The 16,789-nt window shown below is 66.7% G+C and carries 14 protein-coding genes; 9 read left to right on the forward strand and 5 right to left on the reverse strand.

Annotation, left to right across the window (positions count from 1 at the left end; all coding sequences use genetic code 11):
* The first annotated feature begins 173 nt into the window (after positions 1–173).
* Positions 174–1,889 carry an iron ABC transporter permease gene (locus Q0Q02_RS01990; RefSeq protein ID WP_293806417.1) on the forward strand — a complete coding sequence of 572 codons (1,716 nt, stop codon included), beginning with the start codon at positions 174–176 and terminating at the stop codon, positions 1,887–1,889.
* Positions 1,890–1,891: 2 nt separating this feature from the next.
* On the forward strand, positions 1,892–2,989 hold the full coding sequence (locus tag Q0Q02_RS01995) for an ABC transporter ATP-binding protein (RefSeq protein WP_293806418.1): 1,098 nt from the start codon (positions 1,892–1,894) through the stop codon (positions 2,987–2,989).
* Between the two features lie 143 nt (positions 2,990–3,132).
* Here Q0Q02_RS01995 and Q0Q02_RS02000 read toward each other — a convergent pair whose 3' ends face one another.
* Genes Q0Q02_RS02000 through Q0Q02_RS02015 form a run of 4 tightly spaced genes read right to left on the reverse strand, consistent with a single transcriptional unit; the run spans position 3,133 to position 8,669 of the window.
* Positions 3,133–4,737, reverse strand: coding sequence for a hydantoinase B/oxoprolinase family protein (locus Q0Q02_RS02000; RefSeq protein WP_293806420.1), 1,605 nt, complete (start codon positions 4,735–4,737; stop codon positions 3,133–3,135).
* Positions 4,737–6,788, reverse strand: coding sequence for a hydantoinase/oxoprolinase family protein (locus tag Q0Q02_RS02005; protein WP_293806422.1), 2,052 nt, complete (start codon positions 6,786–6,788; stop codon positions 4,737–4,739). The genes Q0Q02_RS02000 and Q0Q02_RS02005 overlap by 1 nt, the downstream gene beginning before the upstream one ends.
* 15 nt (positions 6,789–6,803) lie before the next feature.
* Positions 6,804–7,640 carry a PfkB family carbohydrate kinase gene (locus tag Q0Q02_RS02010; RefSeq protein WP_293806424.1) on the reverse strand — a complete coding sequence of 279 codons (837 nt, stop codon included), beginning with the start codon at positions 7,638–7,640 and terminating at the stop codon, positions 6,804–6,806.
* A 15-nt stretch (positions 7,641–7,655) separates the two neighbouring features.
* On the reverse strand, positions 7,656–8,669 hold the full coding sequence (locus Q0Q02_RS02015; protein ID WP_293806426.1) for an SIS domain-containing protein: 1,014 nt from the start codon (positions 8,667–8,669) through the stop codon (positions 7,656–7,658).
* Positions 8,670–8,882: 213 nt separating this feature from the next.
* On the opposite strand from Q0Q02_RS02015, the gene Q0Q02_RS02020 reads away from it, so the two are divergent.
* Positions 8,883–9,629, forward strand: coding sequence for a GntR family transcriptional regulator (locus Q0Q02_RS02020; protein ID WP_293806427.1), 747 nt, complete (start codon positions 8,883–8,885; stop codon positions 9,627–9,629).
* A 55-nt stretch (positions 9,630–9,684) separates the two neighbouring features.
* Positions 9,685–11,004, forward strand: a complete 1,320-nt coding sequence (locus Q0Q02_RS02025; RefSeq protein WP_293806429.1) for an FAD-binding oxidoreductase — start codon at positions 9,685–9,687, stop codon at positions 11,002–11,004.
* 143 nt (positions 11,005–11,147) lie between these two features.
* On the opposite strand, the gene Q0Q02_RS02030 is transcribed toward Q0Q02_RS02025, so the two are convergent.
* Positions 11,148–12,674 carry an ABC transporter substrate-binding protein gene (locus Q0Q02_RS02030; protein ID WP_293806431.1) on the reverse strand — a complete coding sequence of 509 codons (1,527 nt, stop codon included), beginning with the start codon at positions 12,672–12,674 and terminating at the stop codon, positions 11,148–11,150.
* A gap of 410 nt (positions 12,675–13,084) precedes the next feature.
* Between Q0Q02_RS02030 and Q0Q02_RS02035 the strand changes: the two genes are divergently transcribed.
* The 5 genes from Q0Q02_RS02035 to Q0Q02_RS02055 all read left to right on the forward strand — a co-directional run bounded on the left by Q0Q02_RS02035 (position 13,085) and on the right by Q0Q02_RS02055 (position 16,761).
* Positions 13,085–13,957 carry a transporter substrate-binding domain-containing protein gene (locus Q0Q02_RS02035; protein WP_293806433.1) on the forward strand — a complete coding sequence of 291 codons (873 nt, stop codon included), beginning with the start codon at positions 13,085–13,087 and terminating at the stop codon, positions 13,955–13,957.
* A gap of 174 nt (positions 13,958–14,131) precedes the next feature.
* Positions 14,132–14,800 carry an amino acid ABC transporter permease gene (locus tag Q0Q02_RS02040; protein WP_293806435.1) on the forward strand — a complete coding sequence of 223 codons (669 nt, stop codon included), beginning with the start codon at positions 14,132–14,134 and terminating at the stop codon, positions 14,798–14,800.
* Between the two features lie 4 nt (positions 14,801–14,804).
* The gene (locus Q0Q02_RS02045) at positions 14,805–15,440 is read left to right on the forward strand and encodes an amino acid ABC transporter permease (RefSeq protein WP_293806437.1); all 636 of its coding nucleotides are present in this window, start codon (positions 14,805–14,807) and stop codon (positions 15,438–15,440) included.
* Positions 15,441–15,452: 12 nt separating this feature from the next.
* Entirely contained in the window at positions 15,453–16,265 is an 813-nt protein-coding gene (locus tag Q0Q02_RS02050) for an amino acid ABC transporter ATP-binding protein (RefSeq protein ID WP_293806438.1), read from the forward strand.
* Between the two features lie 7 nt (positions 16,266–16,272).
* A complete protein-coding gene (locus Q0Q02_RS02055) occupies positions 16,273–16,761 on the forward strand; it encodes a RidA family protein (RefSeq protein WP_293806439.1) in 489 nt (162 codons plus the stop codon).
* Positions 16,762–16,789: the final 28 nt, after the last annotated feature.

Here is a 16,789-nt window from a genome sequence, read left to right on the forward strand (position 1 = left end):
TCGCGCGTGTCTTTGTAGTGGCGTGTCATCCCGTGCGCGCTGCAGCGTGAAACGCTGCGGCGCAAACACGGGACCGCGCGACCAGTAGGCGCCTTTTCCTGACAACGGTCCCGTATCTGCGCAGCGGCACTTACATGCCGCAGCGCGCACGGGATGACACCCGGCACCCACCCATGACAGCCATTCCGACCTCGGTATCCCGCCCCCGTCGCATCGCCGGCACGCCCGGACAGATCGCGTTGGCGCTGGCGATCGCTGCCTTCCTCCTGATGTTCCTGGTGCTGCCGGTGGCGACGGTGATCTATGTCGCCTTCACCGAGAAGGGCACATCGACCTTCACGCTGGTGAATTTCTACGACTTCGTCCGCACCGAGCTGTTCATGCGCTCGTTGTGGAACTCGTTCTATGTCTCTGCGATGTCCGTGGTCTGGGCCTCGGTCTTCGCCCTGCCGCTGGCCTATCTCACGACGCGCTTCGTCTTCCGCGGCGCGGCCATCGTGCAGACGCTGGGCTTCCTGCCGCTGATCATGCCCCCCTTCGTCGGCGCGGTGGCAATGCAGCTTTTCTTCGGCCGTAACGGCTCGATCAACTTGCTGCTCGACGACTGGTTCGGCTTCAAGATCGACTTCATGGAGGGGCTGAACGGCGTCATCTTCGTCCAGTCCGTCCATTATTTCCCGTTCATCCTGATCAATCTCTCGGCGGCCCTGCGCAATGTCGACCGCGCCATGGAAGAAGCCGCGCAGAATCTTGGCTCGTCGGGCTTCCGGCTGTTCCGGCGCATCGTCTTCCCGCTCGCCATGCCGGGCTATCTCGCCGGTGCCTCGCTGGTCTTCGTCAAGGTCTTCGACGATCTCGCGACCCCGCTCCTGCTCAACGTCAAGGACATGCTGGCGCCGCAGGCCTATCTGCGGGTGACCTCGATCGGCATCGCCGACCCGATGGGCTACGTCATCTCGGTCGTGCTGATCATCGCCTCGGTCACGGCGATGTGGCTCTCGGCCAGGGCGCTGAAGGGGCGCGACTATGCCACGACGCAGCGCGGCGGCGGCGGCCTCGCCAAGCGGGTGATGACGCCGATGGAGGCCGTGTTCGGCTACGGCATCGTCATCCTGATCCTGGTGCTGGTGCTGGCACCGCATCTGGGCCTGCTGCTGCTCTCTTTCGCGACGATCTGGTCGTATTCACCGCTACCAGATGCCTTCACGACGGCGCACTACGCCCGCGTCTTCGGCGAGAGCTCGGTCTACATCAAGAACACGCTGATCTACGCGACGATCGCCGGCGGCATCGACGTCGTGCTCGGCGTGGCCATCGCCTATCTCGTGCTGCGGACCAAACTCATCGGCCGCGAATGGCTCGACTGGATGGCGACCGCCGCGCTCGCCATCCCCGGCGTGGTGCTCGGCATCGGTTATCTCAGGACCTTCTACGGCATCACCCTGCCGGATGGGACGCCGCTCGCGGCGCTCTGGATCACCATCGTGCTGGCGCTGGCGATCCGGCGCCTGCCCTATGCCTTGCGCGCCTGCTATGCGGCGCTGCAGCAGATCTCGGTTTCGCTTGAGGAAGCTGCCGAGAACCTGGGCGCCACCAAGGCGCGCACGGTCCGGCGCATCGTCGTGCCGCTGATGGCGGGCGGCATCCTCGCCGGCTTCGTCACCTCGTTCTCGACGGCCGCCGTCGAGCTCTCGGCGACGTTAATGCTGGTACAATCCAACTCGGACGCGCCGCTGGCCTACGGGCTCTATGTCTTCATGCAGTCGGCGGCGGGGCGTGGCCCCGGTGCCGCGCTCGGCGTCGTCGCGGTGATCCTCGTCGCGACCTGCACCTTCCTCTCCCACCTCATCATCGAACGCAGCCAGAAGGCCAAGGGAATGGGCCACTGATCATGAACGCGACCGTCTCCCTGACCACGCCCGCCGTCGCCGTCGATATCGAAGGCGTCAACCTGTCCTATGGCACCAACCATGTGCTCAAGAACGTCAATCTGGCGATTAAACCGGGCGAATTCTTCGCTTTTCTCGGCCCGTCCGGCTGCGGCAAGACCACGCTGCTGCGCCTGATCGCCGGCTTCAACCATGCCGGTACCGGCGAGGTCCGGATCGGCGGCAAGCCGATCACCGACCTGCCGCCGTGGAAGCGCGATGTCGGCATGGTCTTCCAGTCCTATGCGCTCTGGCCGCATATGACGGTGCGCCGCAACGTCGCCTTCGGGCTGGAGGAGCGTGGCGTGAAGCGCGCCGAAGTCGAGCGGCGCGTCGAGGCGGCGCTGGGGCTCGTCGGCCTCGCCCATCTCGCCGAGCGGCGGCCCTCGCAGCTCTCGGGTGGCCAGCAGCAGCGCGTCGCGGTGGCTCGCACCGTCGCCGTCGAGCCCAAGGTGCTGCTGCTCGACGAGCCGCTCTCCAATCTCGATGCCAAGATGCGGGTGCAGGTGCGCCGCGAATTGCGCGACCTGCAGCAGCGCCTCGGCCTGACCACGATCTTCGTGACTCACGATCAGGAAGAGGCGAACACGATCTGCGACCGGATCGCCGTGATGAACGACGGCATCGTCCAGCAGGTCGGCACGCCGATGGAGCTCTACGAGCGGCCGGCGAACCTGTTCGTCGCCGGCTTCCTCGGCACCGCCAATATCCTCGGCGGCAAGCTGACCGGCAGCGGTGCCAGTCGCGTCTTCGAGATCGAGGGCGGGACGCGGGTGCCGGTTCCCGCCGATGCGCAGGTGCCGGAAGGCGCCAAGCTTGTCTTCCGGCCACAGCATGCCAGTCTCGGTGATGCGGGCCCGGCCGGGGATGGGATGCTAGCCCTGCCCTGCACCGTCGCCAATCGCGAGTTCCTCGGCGCAAGCGTGCGCTACGGCGTGCATATCGGCACGACAGAGGTGGCGGTCGACGTGCCGTTCCAGTCCGGCAGCGGGTTGTTCGAGGTCGGCAGCAGCGCGACGCTCAGGCTGTCGCCGCACGCGCTGCTGTGGCTCGCGGCTTAAGCTGCGACGACATTGCGCAATTGAGCACCGTCATCCCGGGCTTGCCCCGGGATCCATCTTAGAGCGCAGCGCCCTCCGATGGATCCCGGATCTCCGCTTTGCTGCGTCCGGGATGACGCGCGCTTAAATCGCGACCGTAAGCCTCACCCCCGCTGCTCAGCCTTGTCTCTGGCCCTCGCCTCGGCGCTGCGCTCCGAGGCCGGGCCGTAGCCGCCGGCGCCGGGCGTGATGATCTCGACGATCTGGCCCTTCTCCAGCGCGCCGTCGCCCTTGAAGAAGGGCACGACGCCGTCGCTGAAGGCGAAGGAGCCGCCCTGCCCCTCGCCGCCTCCGGCGAGGCCCCAGGGCCGCGAGGTCAGGCGCGAATTGTCAACATTGAGCCGGCACGGCGCCTCGGCCCGGTAGACGCGACGCAAGCCCATGCCGCCGCGCTGGCGCCCATCTCCGCCCGAACCGTCGACCAGCTCGTAGCGCAGCAAGGTCAGCGGGTATTCAAGCTCCAGCGCCTCGACCGGCAGGTTCGAGGTGTTGGTCATATGGACATGGACGCCGTGGAGACCGTCCTTGTTGGCGCGGGCGCCGGAGCCACCGCCGATCGTTTCCAGATAGACCCAGAGCTCGCCGTTGCCCGGCTGCTCGCCGGCGAAGGTAGCGGAGGCGACCGCACCCGAGCAGGCGGCGATGACCCGGTCCGGCACAGCCTGCGCGAGCGCGCCGTGGATCAGGTCGACCACGCGCTGGCAGGCGGCGATGCGACCGTTGACGGCGGCGGGGTGCACGCAGTTCAGCACCGTGCCTTCCGTGGCGGTGACGGTGAGCGGCCGCGCCAAGCCCGCATTGGGCGGGATGGTCGGATCGGCCACGGTCTTGACCGCGTAATACACGGTCGAGAGCAGCGCGGTGTAGACCATGTTGAAGCCGGCGCGCATCTGCGGCGGCGAGTCGAAGGCGAGCGTCATCTCCTCGCCCGCGACGGTGATCGCGACCGAGAAGGTCAGCGGCTCGTCGATCTCGGGATTGTCGAAGGAATCCGAGAAGCGATAGGTGCCGTCGGGGATCGAGGCGATGCCGGCGCGCATCTTGCGCTCGGCATAGTCCTGCAAGGCCTTGCCGGCAGCGAGCACCGTGTCGCGGCCGTATTTGTCGCAAAGCGCGCGCAGGCGCTCGACGCCGAGGCGGTTCGCCGCCATCTGGGCCCGCAGGTCGGAGAGGCGCTCGCGCGGGACCTGGCAGTTGAGCAGGATCAGCTCCTGCACGTCCTTCATCAGCACGCCGCCGTCATAGAGGCGGATCGGCGGGATGCGCAGGCCCTCCTGGTAGATATGGGCATGGCCGCGATCGGCGAAATCCGAATGGTGCGCCGTATTGACCGCCCAGGCGATCATCACGCCCTCGTGGAAGACCGGCTCGGCCAGCACGATATCGGGCAGATGGGTGCCGCCGCCCTCATAGGCATCGTTGCCGATGAAGACGTCGCCCGGCTTCATATCCGCAACGGAGTGGCGCTTCAGGATATGCGGGATGATGCCGATGAAGGAGCCGAGATGCATCGGGATATGCTCGGCCTGGCAAAGCGTCTGGCCCGCGACATCGAAGAGCGCGGTCGAGCAGTCGCGCCGCTCCTTGATGTTGGTCGAGTAGCTCGCCTTGACCAGGGCCTCGCCCATCTCCTCGGCGATCGAAGCGAAAGAAGAGCCGATGACCTCGACGGTGATCGGGTCGACGCTGACGGATGCGGTCGCGGTCATCACGGCATCTCCAGGATCAGGTTGAGATAGGGCTCGACCGTCGCGGTCATGCCCGGCAGCAGCACGGTGGTCGAATCCATCTGCTCGACGATGGCGGGACCTGCGAAGCGGTTGCCAGACTTCAGCTTGTCGCGGTCATAGATCGGGCAGGCGACGAAGCCGCCGGCCTCGGGGAACCAGACCTCGCGGCTGCCGATGATGGCGTGGGAGGCATCCGGCCCGGCATCGGGCTCCGGCCGGAAGGCGGCCTTGGGCACGAGGCCGACCGCCTCGACGCGATAGGTCACCAGCTGGACCGCCTCGCCTTCCGCGACGAAGCCGTAGAGCCGCTTATGGGCGGCGGCGAAGCCCTCGGCCAGCACCGTGATGGTCGCGGGCGTGATCGGCCCGTCCGGCACGTCGATGGCAAGCTCGTAGTTCTGGCCGTGATAGCGCAGGTCGGCGGTGCGCTTCAGCCGGCGATCGGCCGCAGCCACGCCCTCCTCCGCGAACCAGTGCTCCGCCTGCTCCTGCAAGGCGATGAAGATCTCCGCCATGTCGGGGGCCAGCGCCTCGGAGAGCGTCGCCAATCGCGTCGTGGCGAAATTGGCGCGCAGATCAGTCAGGAGGAGGCCGAGCGCGCAGCCGATGCCGGGATTGCGGGGCACAACGATGCGCTTCATGTCGAGTTCGCGCGCAAGCCGCGCGGCATGCAGCGGCCCGGCCCCACCGAAGGCGACCAGCGCGTAGTCGCGTGGATCGTGGCCACGCTGGACGCTGATGACGCGGATCGCCTTGGCCATGTTGGCGGTGACGACCGAGATGATGCCTTGCGCCGTCGCCATCAGATCGAGGCCGAGTTCGTCGGCCAAGCGGTCGATCGCCTGTTTCGACAGGCTCTGGTCGATCGGCATGCGGCCGCCGAGCAGATGCGTCGGGTTGAGGGTCTGGAGCACGACATTGGCGTCGGTGACGGCGGGCTCGGTCGCGCCACGCCCGTAGCAGACCGGTCCGGGATCGGCGCCGGCCGAGCGCGGCCCGACCTTGAGCAGCCCGCCAGAATCGATCGCCGCGAGCGAGCCGCCACCGGCGCCGACCGTATGGATGTCGAGCATCGGCGCCTTGATCGGGTAGCCATGGACATTGGCCTCCGAGGCGAGCTTGGCCTCGCCGTCGTCGAGCAGCGCAACGTCCGAGGAGGTGCCGCCCATGTCGAAGGTGATGAGGTTGGGGATGCCGATCATCGCCCCGATCGCCTGCGCCGCGACGACGCCCGTCGAGGGGCCGGAGAGGACCGTCCGCACCGGCAGGCGCGCCGCCATGTCGAAGCCGATGACGCCGCCATTCGACTGCGTCAGATGCGGCACCGCCTTGAGGCCGAGTTCCTTCAGGCGGTCAGCGAGGCGGCGGATATAGCCCTGCATGACCGGGCCGAGATAGGCGTTCACGACCGCGGTCGAGATGCGCTCGTACTCGCGGAATTCGGGCGCGACCTCATGCGAGGCGCAGATGAAGGCCTCGGGGAATTCCTCGGTGACGATGCGCTTGGCGGCCTCCTCGTGCTCCGGCCGGACGAAGCCGTAGAGGAAGCCGATGGCGACCGCCTTGACGCCCTCCGCCTTCAGCGCCCGCGCCGCTTGCCGCACGGCCTCTTCGTCCAGTGGCGTCTCGACCGTGCCGTCATGGCGCACACGCTCCGCGACGCCGAAGCGCAGGTCGCGGGTGACGAGCGGCGGCGCCTTGTCGGCCTGGAGATCGTAGAGATCGGGCCGCTTCTGCCGGCCGATCTCGATCAGGTCGCGGAAGCCTTCGGTCGTGATCAGCCCCGTCTTCACGCCGCGATGCTGGATCAGCGCGTTGGTGCCGACCGTGGTGCCATGGCCGAAATAGGCAATGTCTGCGGGGCTCGCGCCGACGCGCTCGACGCCTTCCTGCGTGCCCCGCGCGATGGCGCGGGAGGGGTCGTCAGGCGTCGAGGGCACTTTCCAGACCGCGACCATGCCGGTCGCGTCCTCGAACAGGCAGACATCGGTGAATGTGCCCCCGGAATCGATTCCGATCCGCCACGCCATCTCTGTCTTCCTCCCTTAGATTACCGCCGCCCCGGCAGGCGCCCATGCGACGCCATGGCCGAAGCCGCCCTGATAGCCGCAGACCTGCGCCGCCTGTTCGGCACCCGCCGTCAGGGCGGCCGCGATGCCGGCTCCGTCTAGAATGGCCAGCAGACAGGCGGCGATGAAACCGTCACCGGCGCCGAGCGTATCCACCACGGATGCGGGGCGGGCCACCTGCTCGTAGAAGCGGCCCTCGGTAAGCGCGAGGGCGCCCTTCGCGCCGCGCGTCGCCACGACCATCCCCGCACCCCAGCCGACACAGCGCTCCATGAGTGCGCGACACTCCGCATCGGAAGCGGAAGGATGCGACAGGAAGGCGATATCGACGGCCGGCAGCGTCGCGGCGAGGTTCGCGTCGGTCCAGCGCTCGGAGAAGTCGTATGACAGGCGCCGCGCTGCGCTGCGGACCACCGGCAAGGCATCGCCAAGCTCGCTATAGATGCTGGAATGGACGAGGTCGAAGCCGGCGATGTAGGCGCGATCCTCGGCGTCGAAGGTGCCCCAATCGCCGCGCACGCCGCGTTCGGAGCGCAGGAAGCGCCGGTCCTGCCCGTCATGGCCGATGAAAGCGCGGGCGTTCAGGCCGGGCCTGATCCGGCAGCGGGCGGTGTCGACGCCTTCCTGTGTCAGGGCAGCGGCCAGAAGCCTGCCAGCCTCGTCCGAACCGAGGCAGCCAAGATAGCCTGTCTCGGCGCCGAGCCGCCTCGCCTGCACCGCGACATTGACCGCGTTGCCGCCCGGAAACTGGAGACCGCGATCGACATAGGTGTCGACCGTGTTGTCACCCAGCCCCAGCAGCCTCTGCGCCATCGCGGCAACTCCCGATCAGTACGCCACCTTCCACATGTAGCGGCGGGTGGTCAGGGGCTGGTTGCGCAACACGGAGAGATGCGCCGAGAAGCGCTTGAGCGCCGCCTGCAGGATATAGGGCGCGACGATCGCGCGAATTTCGGGATCGATGCCCTTCATCGCATAATCGCGGGAATCGTAGTTCATCACGCGCCCGGCATAGGTATCGCAGAACTTGGTGACGCGCTCCATCAAAGGCCGGCTCGGATCCTCGCCGGTGATCAGGATCAGCGGCGTCCGCTTGTCGACGATCTCGAAGGGGCCATGGAAGAACTCGGCCGCCTCGATCGGATAGCTGTGCAGCCAGAGCATCTCCATGAGAATGCAAACGCCGAAGACATAGGCCGTAGTGAAGCCCGGTCCCGAGGCGACATGATAGATGCGGTCATCACCCGCATAGGTCACCGCATCGGCAGCAGCGCGGGCTTCGTTCTGCGCGGCAGCATCGCACATCGCCACCGGGAGCGCGTCGAGCGAAGCGAGGAGCTTCTCGCCGAGCGGCCAGCCTTCCTTGGCCACCATCAGGCCGCCGATCAGCGCCTGCATCAGCATGAACATGGCGGCAAAGGATTCACTGGTATCACCGACGAGGAAATGCCGGGGCACCGCCTGCGCCAGCGGCTTCTCGCCATGCTGGCTGAAGGCGACGACCTGGCAGGGCCTGCTTTTGAGGAAATGCGCGGCGGCGACGGTTTCCGGCGTCGTGCCGGATTTCGAAGCGAGCAGGACCAAAGTCCGCTCTTTCAGCTGCGGCGGGTCGATCGCCATGAACTCGGCCGGGAAATAGCGCCTGACCTCGATACCCGGCGAATAGCGCTCCAGCCAGTACTGGATACCGAGCATCGCGCGGTTCGCCGAGCCGCAGGCGACGAGATAGACGCGATCGATCCTGGGAGCCAGCTCCTGACCGAGCGCATAGGCTTTCGGCAGCGCGGCGCGTGTCGGCTCCAGGCCGGACAGGACGGTGTCGCGGTCGAAGGCAATGGACATGGAAGGCTCCCGAACGGGCTTTCAATGAAGCACGAGAATTGGTATACACCAATTCCATATACCAACCACTGTCAAGCCTGTTCCATGCCCTCCAAACACCCCTCCCGACCAGTAGCACTCCGCGACCGTTTCGCCTTAAAGACGAAGAAGGCGCCGCGCCTCGGATTCCGACAGCTGCGCACGTCGAAAGGCATGGGAACCGAGACGCAAGGCATGTCGAACCCGCTGAAGGGCGTCAAACCGATCTATGTCGAGGTGCAGGACTACCTGCTCGACCTCATCGGCGGACCGGATTACGGCCCCGGCGACCGGATTCCCTCCGAGCGGACGCTGGCCGATGCGCTCGGTATCAATCGCATGACCGTGCGCAAGGCGATCGACCGGCTGGTCGAGCGCAACGTGCTGGAGCGCAACGGCACCAGCGGCACGCGCGTCCCGCTGGTGCAGGTCTCGCGGCCGATCGATGCATCGGCTTCGCTCGGCATCACCCGCATCATCCGCAATGCCGGCGGTGAGCCCGGCAGCAAACTCCTGCATTTCGGCGAGGAAGCTGCGAGCGAAAGCATCGCGCAACGCCTCGAACTGGCACCCGGCAGCACGCTGATCATGGCGCGGCGCCTGCGCAGCGTGAACGACGAAGCCTTCTGCATCGAGACCAGCTATCTTCCAGCCGGCAGCGTTCCCGGCCTGTCGGCGGAGGACCTGCTCTCCGGCCAGTCGCTCTACGAATTGCTGCGGCAGCGCTACGGTATCGAGATCAGCATCCGCGACCGCGAGATCAGCGTCGGCACGGCGACGGAGCGGGAAGCCCAGCTGCTCGCGCTGGCGCCGGGCTCGCCGACCTTGGTGCTGCGGATCGTGGCGCGCGACGGCGACGGCCGGCCGGTCGAATACATGCGCTCGGTCAATCACCCGCATCACGTCGTCTTCCGCAGTTCCGCGCCCCCTGCCCGCTCCTGAGCCGGGTTGCCGGCCGCTTGTCTCCCCCTCGCCCCCCGCCGCCGGAGCCATCGTGATGGGCATCACCATCGAGACCATCGAGCCGGATGCGTCCCTGCCCGCCGCCAGCGACGTCGTGGTGATCGGCGGCGGCATCATCGGCATCACCACAGCGCTCTTCCTGGCGCGCGAGGGCATCTCGGTCACGCTCTGCGAGAAAGGCGAGATCGGCCATGAGCAGTCCGGGCGCAACTGGGGCTGGGTCCGCGTCATGGGGCGCGATCCCGGAGAGATCCCGCTCGGGCTCGAAAGCATGCGGCTCTGGGAGGACATGGACCGGCTCGTCGGCGGCGATACCGGCTTCACCCGCTCCGGCATCGTCTATATCGCGGACACGCCCGCCAAGCTTGCCGAGCACGAAGCCTGGCTCGAACACGCCAAGACCTACCAGCTCGACTCGCGGCTGCTCTCCACGCGCGAGCTCGACGCCGTCATGCCCGGCGGAAAACGCGCCTTCGCCGGGGCGCTGTTCACGCCGAGCGATGCCCGTGCCGAACCGCAGAAGGCCGTGCCGGCCATGGCGCGGGCGCTGCGCCGCCATGGCGGCACCGTCCTGACGCGCTGTGCGGTGCGCGGCATCGAGACCGCCGGCGGGCGCCTCAGCGCCGTCGTCACCGAGCGCGGCCGGATCGCCTGTCAGCGTGTCGTATTGGCCGGCGGCGCCTGGTCACGCCTGTTCCTCGGCAATCTCGGCATCGACCTGCCGGCGCTCAAGGTGCTGGGTTCGGTGTTCCGAACCGAACCGCTCGACGGGCCGCCGCCCCACGCCGTCGGCGCCTCCGACTTCGCCTTCCGCAAGCGTCAGGACGGCGGCTACACCATCGCCCATCGCGGCGCGAGCGTGGCCGAGATCGTGCCGGACAGCTTTCGCCTGCTCTTCGATTTCCTGCCGTCCTTTGCCCGGCAGCGCGACGAATTGCGGCTCAGGATCGGCGAGCGCTTCATCGAAGAAGCGCGCCGGAAGACGAGATGGTCGCTCGACGAGGAAACGCCGTTCGAGCAGACGCGTATCCTCGATCCCAAGCCGTCCGCGCCCATCCTGGAAGAGGCCAAGCGCAACCTGATCGCCGCCTTCCCCGCCTTCGCCAATCTCAAGGTCAAGGAGAGCTGGGGCGGGCTGATCGACGCGACGCCCGATGCCGTGCCCGTCATCGGCGAGGTGCCGCGCCTGCCCGGCTTCTTCCTGGCTACGGGCTTCTCGGGCCATGGCTTCGGCATCGGCCCCGGCGCCGGCCGCCTGATCGCCGACCTCGTCAGCGGCCGCACGCCGATGATCGACCCGAAGCCTTTCCGGCTGGAGCGTTTTTCGCGACTGGAGCGGACGACGCGGGCGTGACGATGCCCTCGCCGTCATCCCGGACAAGCCGCATAGCGGCGCTGATCCGGGATCCATCATAAGGCGACACGCTCTATGATGGATCCCGGGTCAAGCCCGGGATGACGGCTTGGTTCGGGCGCAATACCACGAACCACAAGTGCTCAGCCCAGCGCCGCCTCGTCCAGCGAATAGGCCGAGAAGAAGTTCGTCCCACCCGGATAGCATTTGAAGCCGTTGAGGCCCTTGACCATCGCATAGCCCTGCGAGCGCCAGGCGAGGCCGACGAGCGGCGCCTGCTCCAGGGCGGATTTCTCCAGCTCGGCATAGATCGCCTTGCGCTTCGCCGCGTCGAACTCGGCGCGGCCCTTGGCGAAGAGCGCGTGAATCTCGGGCGTCGGGATCTGCCAGCTCCGGGCCATGTTCGGCGGCAGATCGCCGTCGAGCAACGGCGCGAGGCCGTCGGGATCGTTGTTGTCGGCCGTCGTGCCCTGCACCATGAAATCGTAGCGGCCCTTGCCGGCGAGATCGACGCGCGCCGCCCAGTCCGGCAGGTTCAGGGTCACCTGAATGCCGATCTCGGCGAGATTGGCCTGCACGACCTCGGCAGTCGACTTGTGCATGCCGTATTGGGCGGTCGAGAGCAGCGTGCAGGGGAAGCCGTTGGGCACGCCGGCCTCGGCCATCAGCTTCTTCGCCTTGGCCGGGTCGTAATTCCAGTATTCCGAGCGCGCCTTGTCGAAATACGGGCTGCTCGACGGGATCGGGATGCCTTCGAGCTTGCTGCCACGACCGAAGAAGGCGGCCTGCACGATCTCGTCGCGACGAATGGCATGGGCTACGGCCTGGCGCAGCCGCACATCCTTGAACGGCCCGGCGCCGCCGTTGAAGTTCAGCCCCATGAAGGGGCCGTCGACCGCGACGAGCCGCAGGCGGGAATCCTTCTCGATCGTGCCCATCGACTGCCAGGGCACATATTCGATGAGGTCGATATCGCCGGCCTGGAGCGCGGCGACGCGCAGGTTCTCGTCGGCATAGGCGACGAGCTTGATGCCGTCGAGCTTCGGCAAGCCCGGCTTGTAGTACTTGTCGAACTTCACGACCTCAATCGAGGCGCCGCGCTCCTGCCCCTTGATCATGAACGGCCCTGCGCCGACGCCGAGCCCTGCCCGCCCCTCGATCGAGTCCTTGGCGATAATCGGCATATGCGGGCTGGCGAGCCAGATCGGCAGCGTCACGGTCGGCTGCTTCATGACGATCCGGACGGTGCGTGCGTCGGGCGTCTCGATGCGCTCGACGCCGCCGAACTCGGCTTTCATGAAGGCTGTCGAATTGGGCGCGGCGACCTGCTCCAGCGTCCATTTCACGTCCTCGGCCGTGACCGGCTTGCCGTTCTGGAACGTGGCCTGGCGGAGCTTGAAGACCCAGGTCGTCTCGCCCTCGCGTTGCCAGGATTCCGCGAGCTCCGGCCGGACCTCGCCCTTCTCGTCGAAACCGGTGAGGCCGCGGAAGATCAGGAGCTTCACCGTCAGCGCCGCGGTGCCGGTATGGAGCCAGGGCTGCAGGCTGGGCGGGAAGCTCGACAGGCCGAAGCGAAGGACCTTGCCGGCGGCTTGAGCACGGGCCCGCAGGCCCAGGAGAGGCAAGGCTGCACCGGCGGCGAGCACAGAGCGGCGAGAGATCGGCTGCATCGAATACCCCTCTCTATTTTATGGCGGCCTGGGCGGCCGAGAGGGCAGAATGATTTGGTATATACCAGATTGTCAATGCTTCCTGTTGGTCATGAAGCCGGCAACATGCCATGTGAGCGCTGCCAATGCGGTGCCCCCGCAGGAGTGCGCTCCGATGAAGAGCCCTTCTGCCGCGACGCGGAACACGCCACGATCCACCCCGACCGAACGCGCCTCACCGCGTTCGACAGCTTCAAACGGCGCCCTGTGCCGGCTGGCGGAGAAGGGCGGCACCATTGGTATATACCAAATTCGATCGACGGTGTCCGCCGTTCCCGCGCTTGACTTCAAGGCAGAAGGCTATCTAGCATCCCTAACTACAAGATATATTCTGCAATTACGGATTAATCTTGCAACGAGGGGGACTGCCAATGAGCGAGACGGATGAAGGCAAAAGGCTTCTGCTGAAGGGTGGACTGGTCGGCGGCCTCGCATTGGCTGCCGCGGCGAGCACGGCGCAGCAGGCTGCGGCGCAGGCCGCGCCGAACAGCCTGCTGCGCACGGTGCTGGATCGCGGCAAGCTGATCGTCGGCACAGGCTCCACCAATGCGCCCTGGCATTTCGAGGACGAGAAGGGCCAGCTCGTCGGCATGGACATCACCATGGGCCGGATCCTGGCCAAGGGGCTGTTTGACGATGCCAGCAAGGTCGAGTTCGTTCGGCAGGACGCGGCCCAGCGCATCCCCAACATCAATACCGGCAAGGTCGACATCGTCATCCAGTTCATGACCATGTCGCCGGCCCGCGCCCAGCTCATCGCCTTTTCGCGCCCCTACTACGTCGAGGGCATCGCGCTGCTGACCCGGCCGGACAGCGACAAGAAGAGCTTCGACGCGCTGCTCAAGGCCGGCTCCTCGGCCCGCGTCTCGATCCTGCAGAATGTCGATGCCGAAGCATCGGTCAAAAAGGTGCTGCCGCAGGCGACCGTGATGCAGCTCGACAGCCAGGCCAACGTCATCCTGGCGCTCGACTCCAAGCGGGCGGACGCGGCCGCGGTCGATCTCTCGACCGTCTGGTGGCTCGCCAAGCGCCATCCCGACAAATATGCCGATGCCGGCAAGTCCTGGAACACGATGCTCTACGGCGCCGGCATGAAGCAGGGCGATCCCGACTGGGTGCGTTTCGTCAACACCACCTTCGACATCGCAATCTTCGGCCACCAGAACGAACTCTACGACGCGGCGGTGAAGGATTATTTCGGCGCCGAACCGCCGCAACGCCAACCCGGCCTGCCGCGCTTCTGAGCATCCCACACTTCGCAAGCGGAAGGGCACGCCCGGCGCCCTTCCGTCCCCGACGCCCGGTTAGAGTATCGGGCTGAATGGATTCACGCCGATACCCTAACTCTTTGATCCTGCATCGGCTTTGCTCGAAAACCGCGTTCCACTTTTCGGGCCGATGCTCAAATCCTCGGGACCATGGCGAATTACCATTTCAACTTCGCGATCGTCTGGCGCTATGCCGGAAAGCTGTTCGAGGGGCTGCTGCTCAGCCTCGAACTGGCAGCGGCGAGCATCGCCATCGGCATGGCGATCGGCCTCGTGCTGGCGCTGATCAGCCTGGACGGCCCGAAATGGGCGCGCCCGCTGATCGCGGCCTATGTCGAATTCGTCCGCAACGTGCCGCTGCTGCTGCTGGTCTATCTGGTGTTCTACGGCATCCCGAGCGCCATCGACCTGCAATATGACGCGGTGACCTCCTTCGTCGCGACGCTCTCGATCTACTCCGGCGCCTATCTGGTCGAGGTGATGCGAGCAGGGCTAGAGGCCGTGCCGCGCGGGCTGATCGAGGCAGGCAAGGCGATCGGGCTCACGCCGATGAAGGTGCTCTGGCATGTGCGCCTGCCGACCGCGATGCGCATCGCCTTGCCCTCGCTGTCGAATACCTATGTCTCGCTGTTCAAGGACACCTCGATCGCCTCGGCCATCGCCGTGCCGGAGCTGGCCTATGGCATGCGCTGGATCGAGACCCAGACCTTCCGCACGGTCGAGGTCTATCTGCTGGCGACGCCGATCTACCTGATCACCAGCTACGCCATCCTGCTGCTGCTGCGCCTCGCCGAGCGGCGCTATTCCATCGCGCGGTGACGGCATGGCGACGCTGATCCAGACCCTGCCCTTCCTCGTCGACGGCCTGCTGACGACCCTGCTGGTTTCGGCCTGCGTGATCGTTCTGTCGCTGATCGTCGGTTTGCCGCTCGGCTGCGTGCTCGCCTTCGGGCCGTTCTGGGCGCGCGCTCCGATCCGGCTCTATGCGGATTTCGTGCGCGGCGTGCCGATCCTCGTCCTGCTCTATTTCGTCTATTACGGCCTGCCGGCGATCAAGGTGAACCTGCCGAGCCTGCTCGCCGCGATCGTGGCGCTGACGGCGTTCAAATCGGCGCAGATCATCGAGATCACGCGCGGCTCCTTCCAGTCGATCCCAACCGGCCAGACCGAAGCGGCCAAGGCGATCGGGCTCACGCTGTTCGACCGCTTCACGCATGTGCTGGCGCCGCAGGCGGCGCGGCGCTTCCTGCCGCCCTTCGTCAACAGCGTCGTCGACACCGTGAAGGGCTCCTCGCTGGTGTCGCTGCTCGGGATCGTCGACCTGATGCTGTCTCTGCAGCAGGTGATCGGGCGCACCCATGTGGCGCTGCCGCTCTATCTCATTGGCGCGCTGATGTATTTCGCCATCAACTTCCCGCTCTCGGCGCTGAGCCGCCGGCTCGAGAAGCGCTTCGTCTGAAAGGAGGCATCCATGGCCGAGACGGATGCCCGTGCTTCCGCCGCGAAACCCGTGATCGCGATCGAGGGGCTGACCAAGTCCTTCGGCGCCAACCAGGTGCTGAAGGGCGTCGACCTCTCAGTCGGCAAGGGCGAGGTCGTTGCCATCATCGGCCCCTCCGGCAGCGGCAAGACTACGCTGCTGCGCTGCATCAACTTCCTGGAGGAGTACGACGGCGGCTCGGTCCGGATTGACGGTACCGAGGTCGGCTATCGCGACGGCACGGGCGCCCGCAAACGCCGCAGCGACCGCGAGCTCGCCGCGATCCGCGTCGATGCGGCGATGGTGTTCCAGCAGTTCAACCTGTTCCCGCACCTGACCGCCGCGCAGAACATCATGCTCGGCCTGATGAAATCGCGCGGGCGCTCCAAGGCCGAGGCGCGCGCCATCGCCGAGAAGTGGCTCGCCCGCGTCGGGCTTTCGGCGAAGGTCGATGCGATGCCCTCGCAAATGTCGGGCGGCCAGCAGCAGCGCGTCGGCATCGCCCGCGCAGTGGCGATGGAGCCGAAAGTGCTGCTGCTCGACGAGATCACCTCCGCGCTCGATCCCGAGCTCGTCGGCGAGGTGCTGGCCGTGGTGCAGGAGCTTGCCGCCGAGGGCCGCACCATGATCCTCGTCACGCATGAGATGGCCTTCGCGCAGGAGGTGGCGGACCGCGTCGTCTTCACCGACCAGGGCCGGATCGTGATCGACGCGCCGCCCGCGAAAGTGTTCGGCGAGCAGCCGCATGAGCGCCTGCGCGCCTTCCTGTCACGCTTCGTCGGCTTCCGCCCCAATCCGGCCTGAGAAAATCATGAACGCAGTTCTTTCCACCCTGCCCGATACCGCTCCCTACCGGCGGCTGGCGGAACTCGGCCTGAAGCTGCCCGAGCTACCGCGGCCGATCGGCAATTTCGCCACCTATGTCCAGGAAGGCGGCCTGATCTATCTCTCCGGCCAGGGGCCGACGCATGAGGACGGCCGTCTGCACACCGGCAAGGTCGGCCGCGACGTCAGCGTCGCCGAGGCCTACGACCATGCCCGGCTGACCGGCCTCAACCTGCTCGCCGTGCTGCACGAGGCGCTCGGCGATCTCGGCCGTGTCAGGCGCATCGTCAAGCTTCTCGGCATGGTCAACGCCGAGCCGGATTTCAGCGACCATCCCGCCGTCATCAATGGCTGCTCCGACCTCTTCGTCGCCGTCTTCGGCGAGGCCGGAAAGCATGCCCGCTCAGCGGTCGGCTTCGGCTCGCTGCCCCGCCAGATCACCGTCGAGATCGAAGCGATCGTCGCCGTGTCCTAGAGCATCGGCACGATGCTCTGACCGGGGC

The organism is uncultured Allobosea sp., assembly GCF_945956895.1.
GTDB lineage: Bacteria > Pseudomonadota > Alphaproteobacteria > Rhizobiales > Beijerinckiaceae > Allobosea.

What these genes read in the sequence shown, in the direction of transcription:
- Q0Q02_RS01990 (WP_293806417.1), top strand. Translation starts at nt 174, where the DNA reads ATGACAGCCATTCCGACCTCGGTATCCCGCCCCCGTCGCATCGCCGGC.
- Q0Q02_RS01995 (WP_293806418.1), top strand. Translation starts at nt 1,892, where the DNA reads ATGAACGCGACCGTCTCCCTGACCACGCCCGCCGTCGCCGTCGATATC.
- Q0Q02_RS02000 (WP_293806420.1), bottom strand. Translation starts at nt 4,737, where the DNA reads ATGACCGCGACCGCATCCGTCAGCGTCGACCCGATCACCGTCGAGGTC.
- Q0Q02_RS02005 (WP_293806422.1), bottom strand. Translation starts at nt 6,788, where the DNA reads ATGGCGTGGCGGATCGGAATCGATTCCGGGGGCACATTCACCGATGTC.
- Q0Q02_RS02010 (WP_293806424.1), bottom strand. Translation starts at nt 7,640, where the DNA reads ATGGCGCAGAGGCTGCTGGGGCTGGGTGACAACACGGTCGACACCTAT.
- Q0Q02_RS02015 (WP_293806426.1), bottom strand. Translation starts at nt 8,669, where the DNA reads ATGTCCATTGCCTTCGACCGCGACACCGTCCTGTCCGGCCTGGAGCCG.
- Q0Q02_RS02020 (WP_293806427.1), top strand. Translation starts at nt 8,883, where the DNA reads ATGTCGAACCCGCTGAAGGGCGTCAAACCGATCTATGTCGAGGTGCAG.
- Q0Q02_RS02025 (WP_293806429.1), top strand. Translation starts at nt 9,685, where the DNA reads ATGGGCATCACCATCGAGACCATCGAGCCGGATGCGTCCCTGCCCGCC.
- Q0Q02_RS02030 (WP_293806431.1), bottom strand. Translation starts at nt 12,674, where the DNA reads ATGCAGCCGATCTCTCGCCGCTCTGTGCTCGCCGCCGGTGCAGCCTTG.
- Q0Q02_RS02035 (WP_293806433.1), top strand. Translation starts at nt 13,085, where the DNA reads ATGAGCGAGACGGATGAAGGCAAAAGGCTTCTGCTGAAGGGTGGACTG.
- Q0Q02_RS02040 (WP_293806435.1), top strand. Translation starts at nt 14,132, where the DNA reads ATGGCGAATTACCATTTCAACTTCGCGATCGTCTGGCGCTATGCCGGA.
- Q0Q02_RS02045 (WP_293806437.1), top strand. Translation starts at nt 14,805, where the DNA reads ATGGCGACGCTGATCCAGACCCTGCCCTTCCTCGTCGACGGCCTGCTG.
- Q0Q02_RS02050 (WP_293806438.1), top strand. Translation starts at nt 15,453, where the DNA reads ATGGCCGAGACGGATGCCCGTGCTTCCGCCGCGAAACCCGTGATCGCG.
- Q0Q02_RS02055 (WP_293806439.1), top strand. Translation starts at nt 16,273, where the DNA reads ATGAACGCAGTTCTTTCCACCCTGCCCGATACCGCTCCCTACCGGCGG.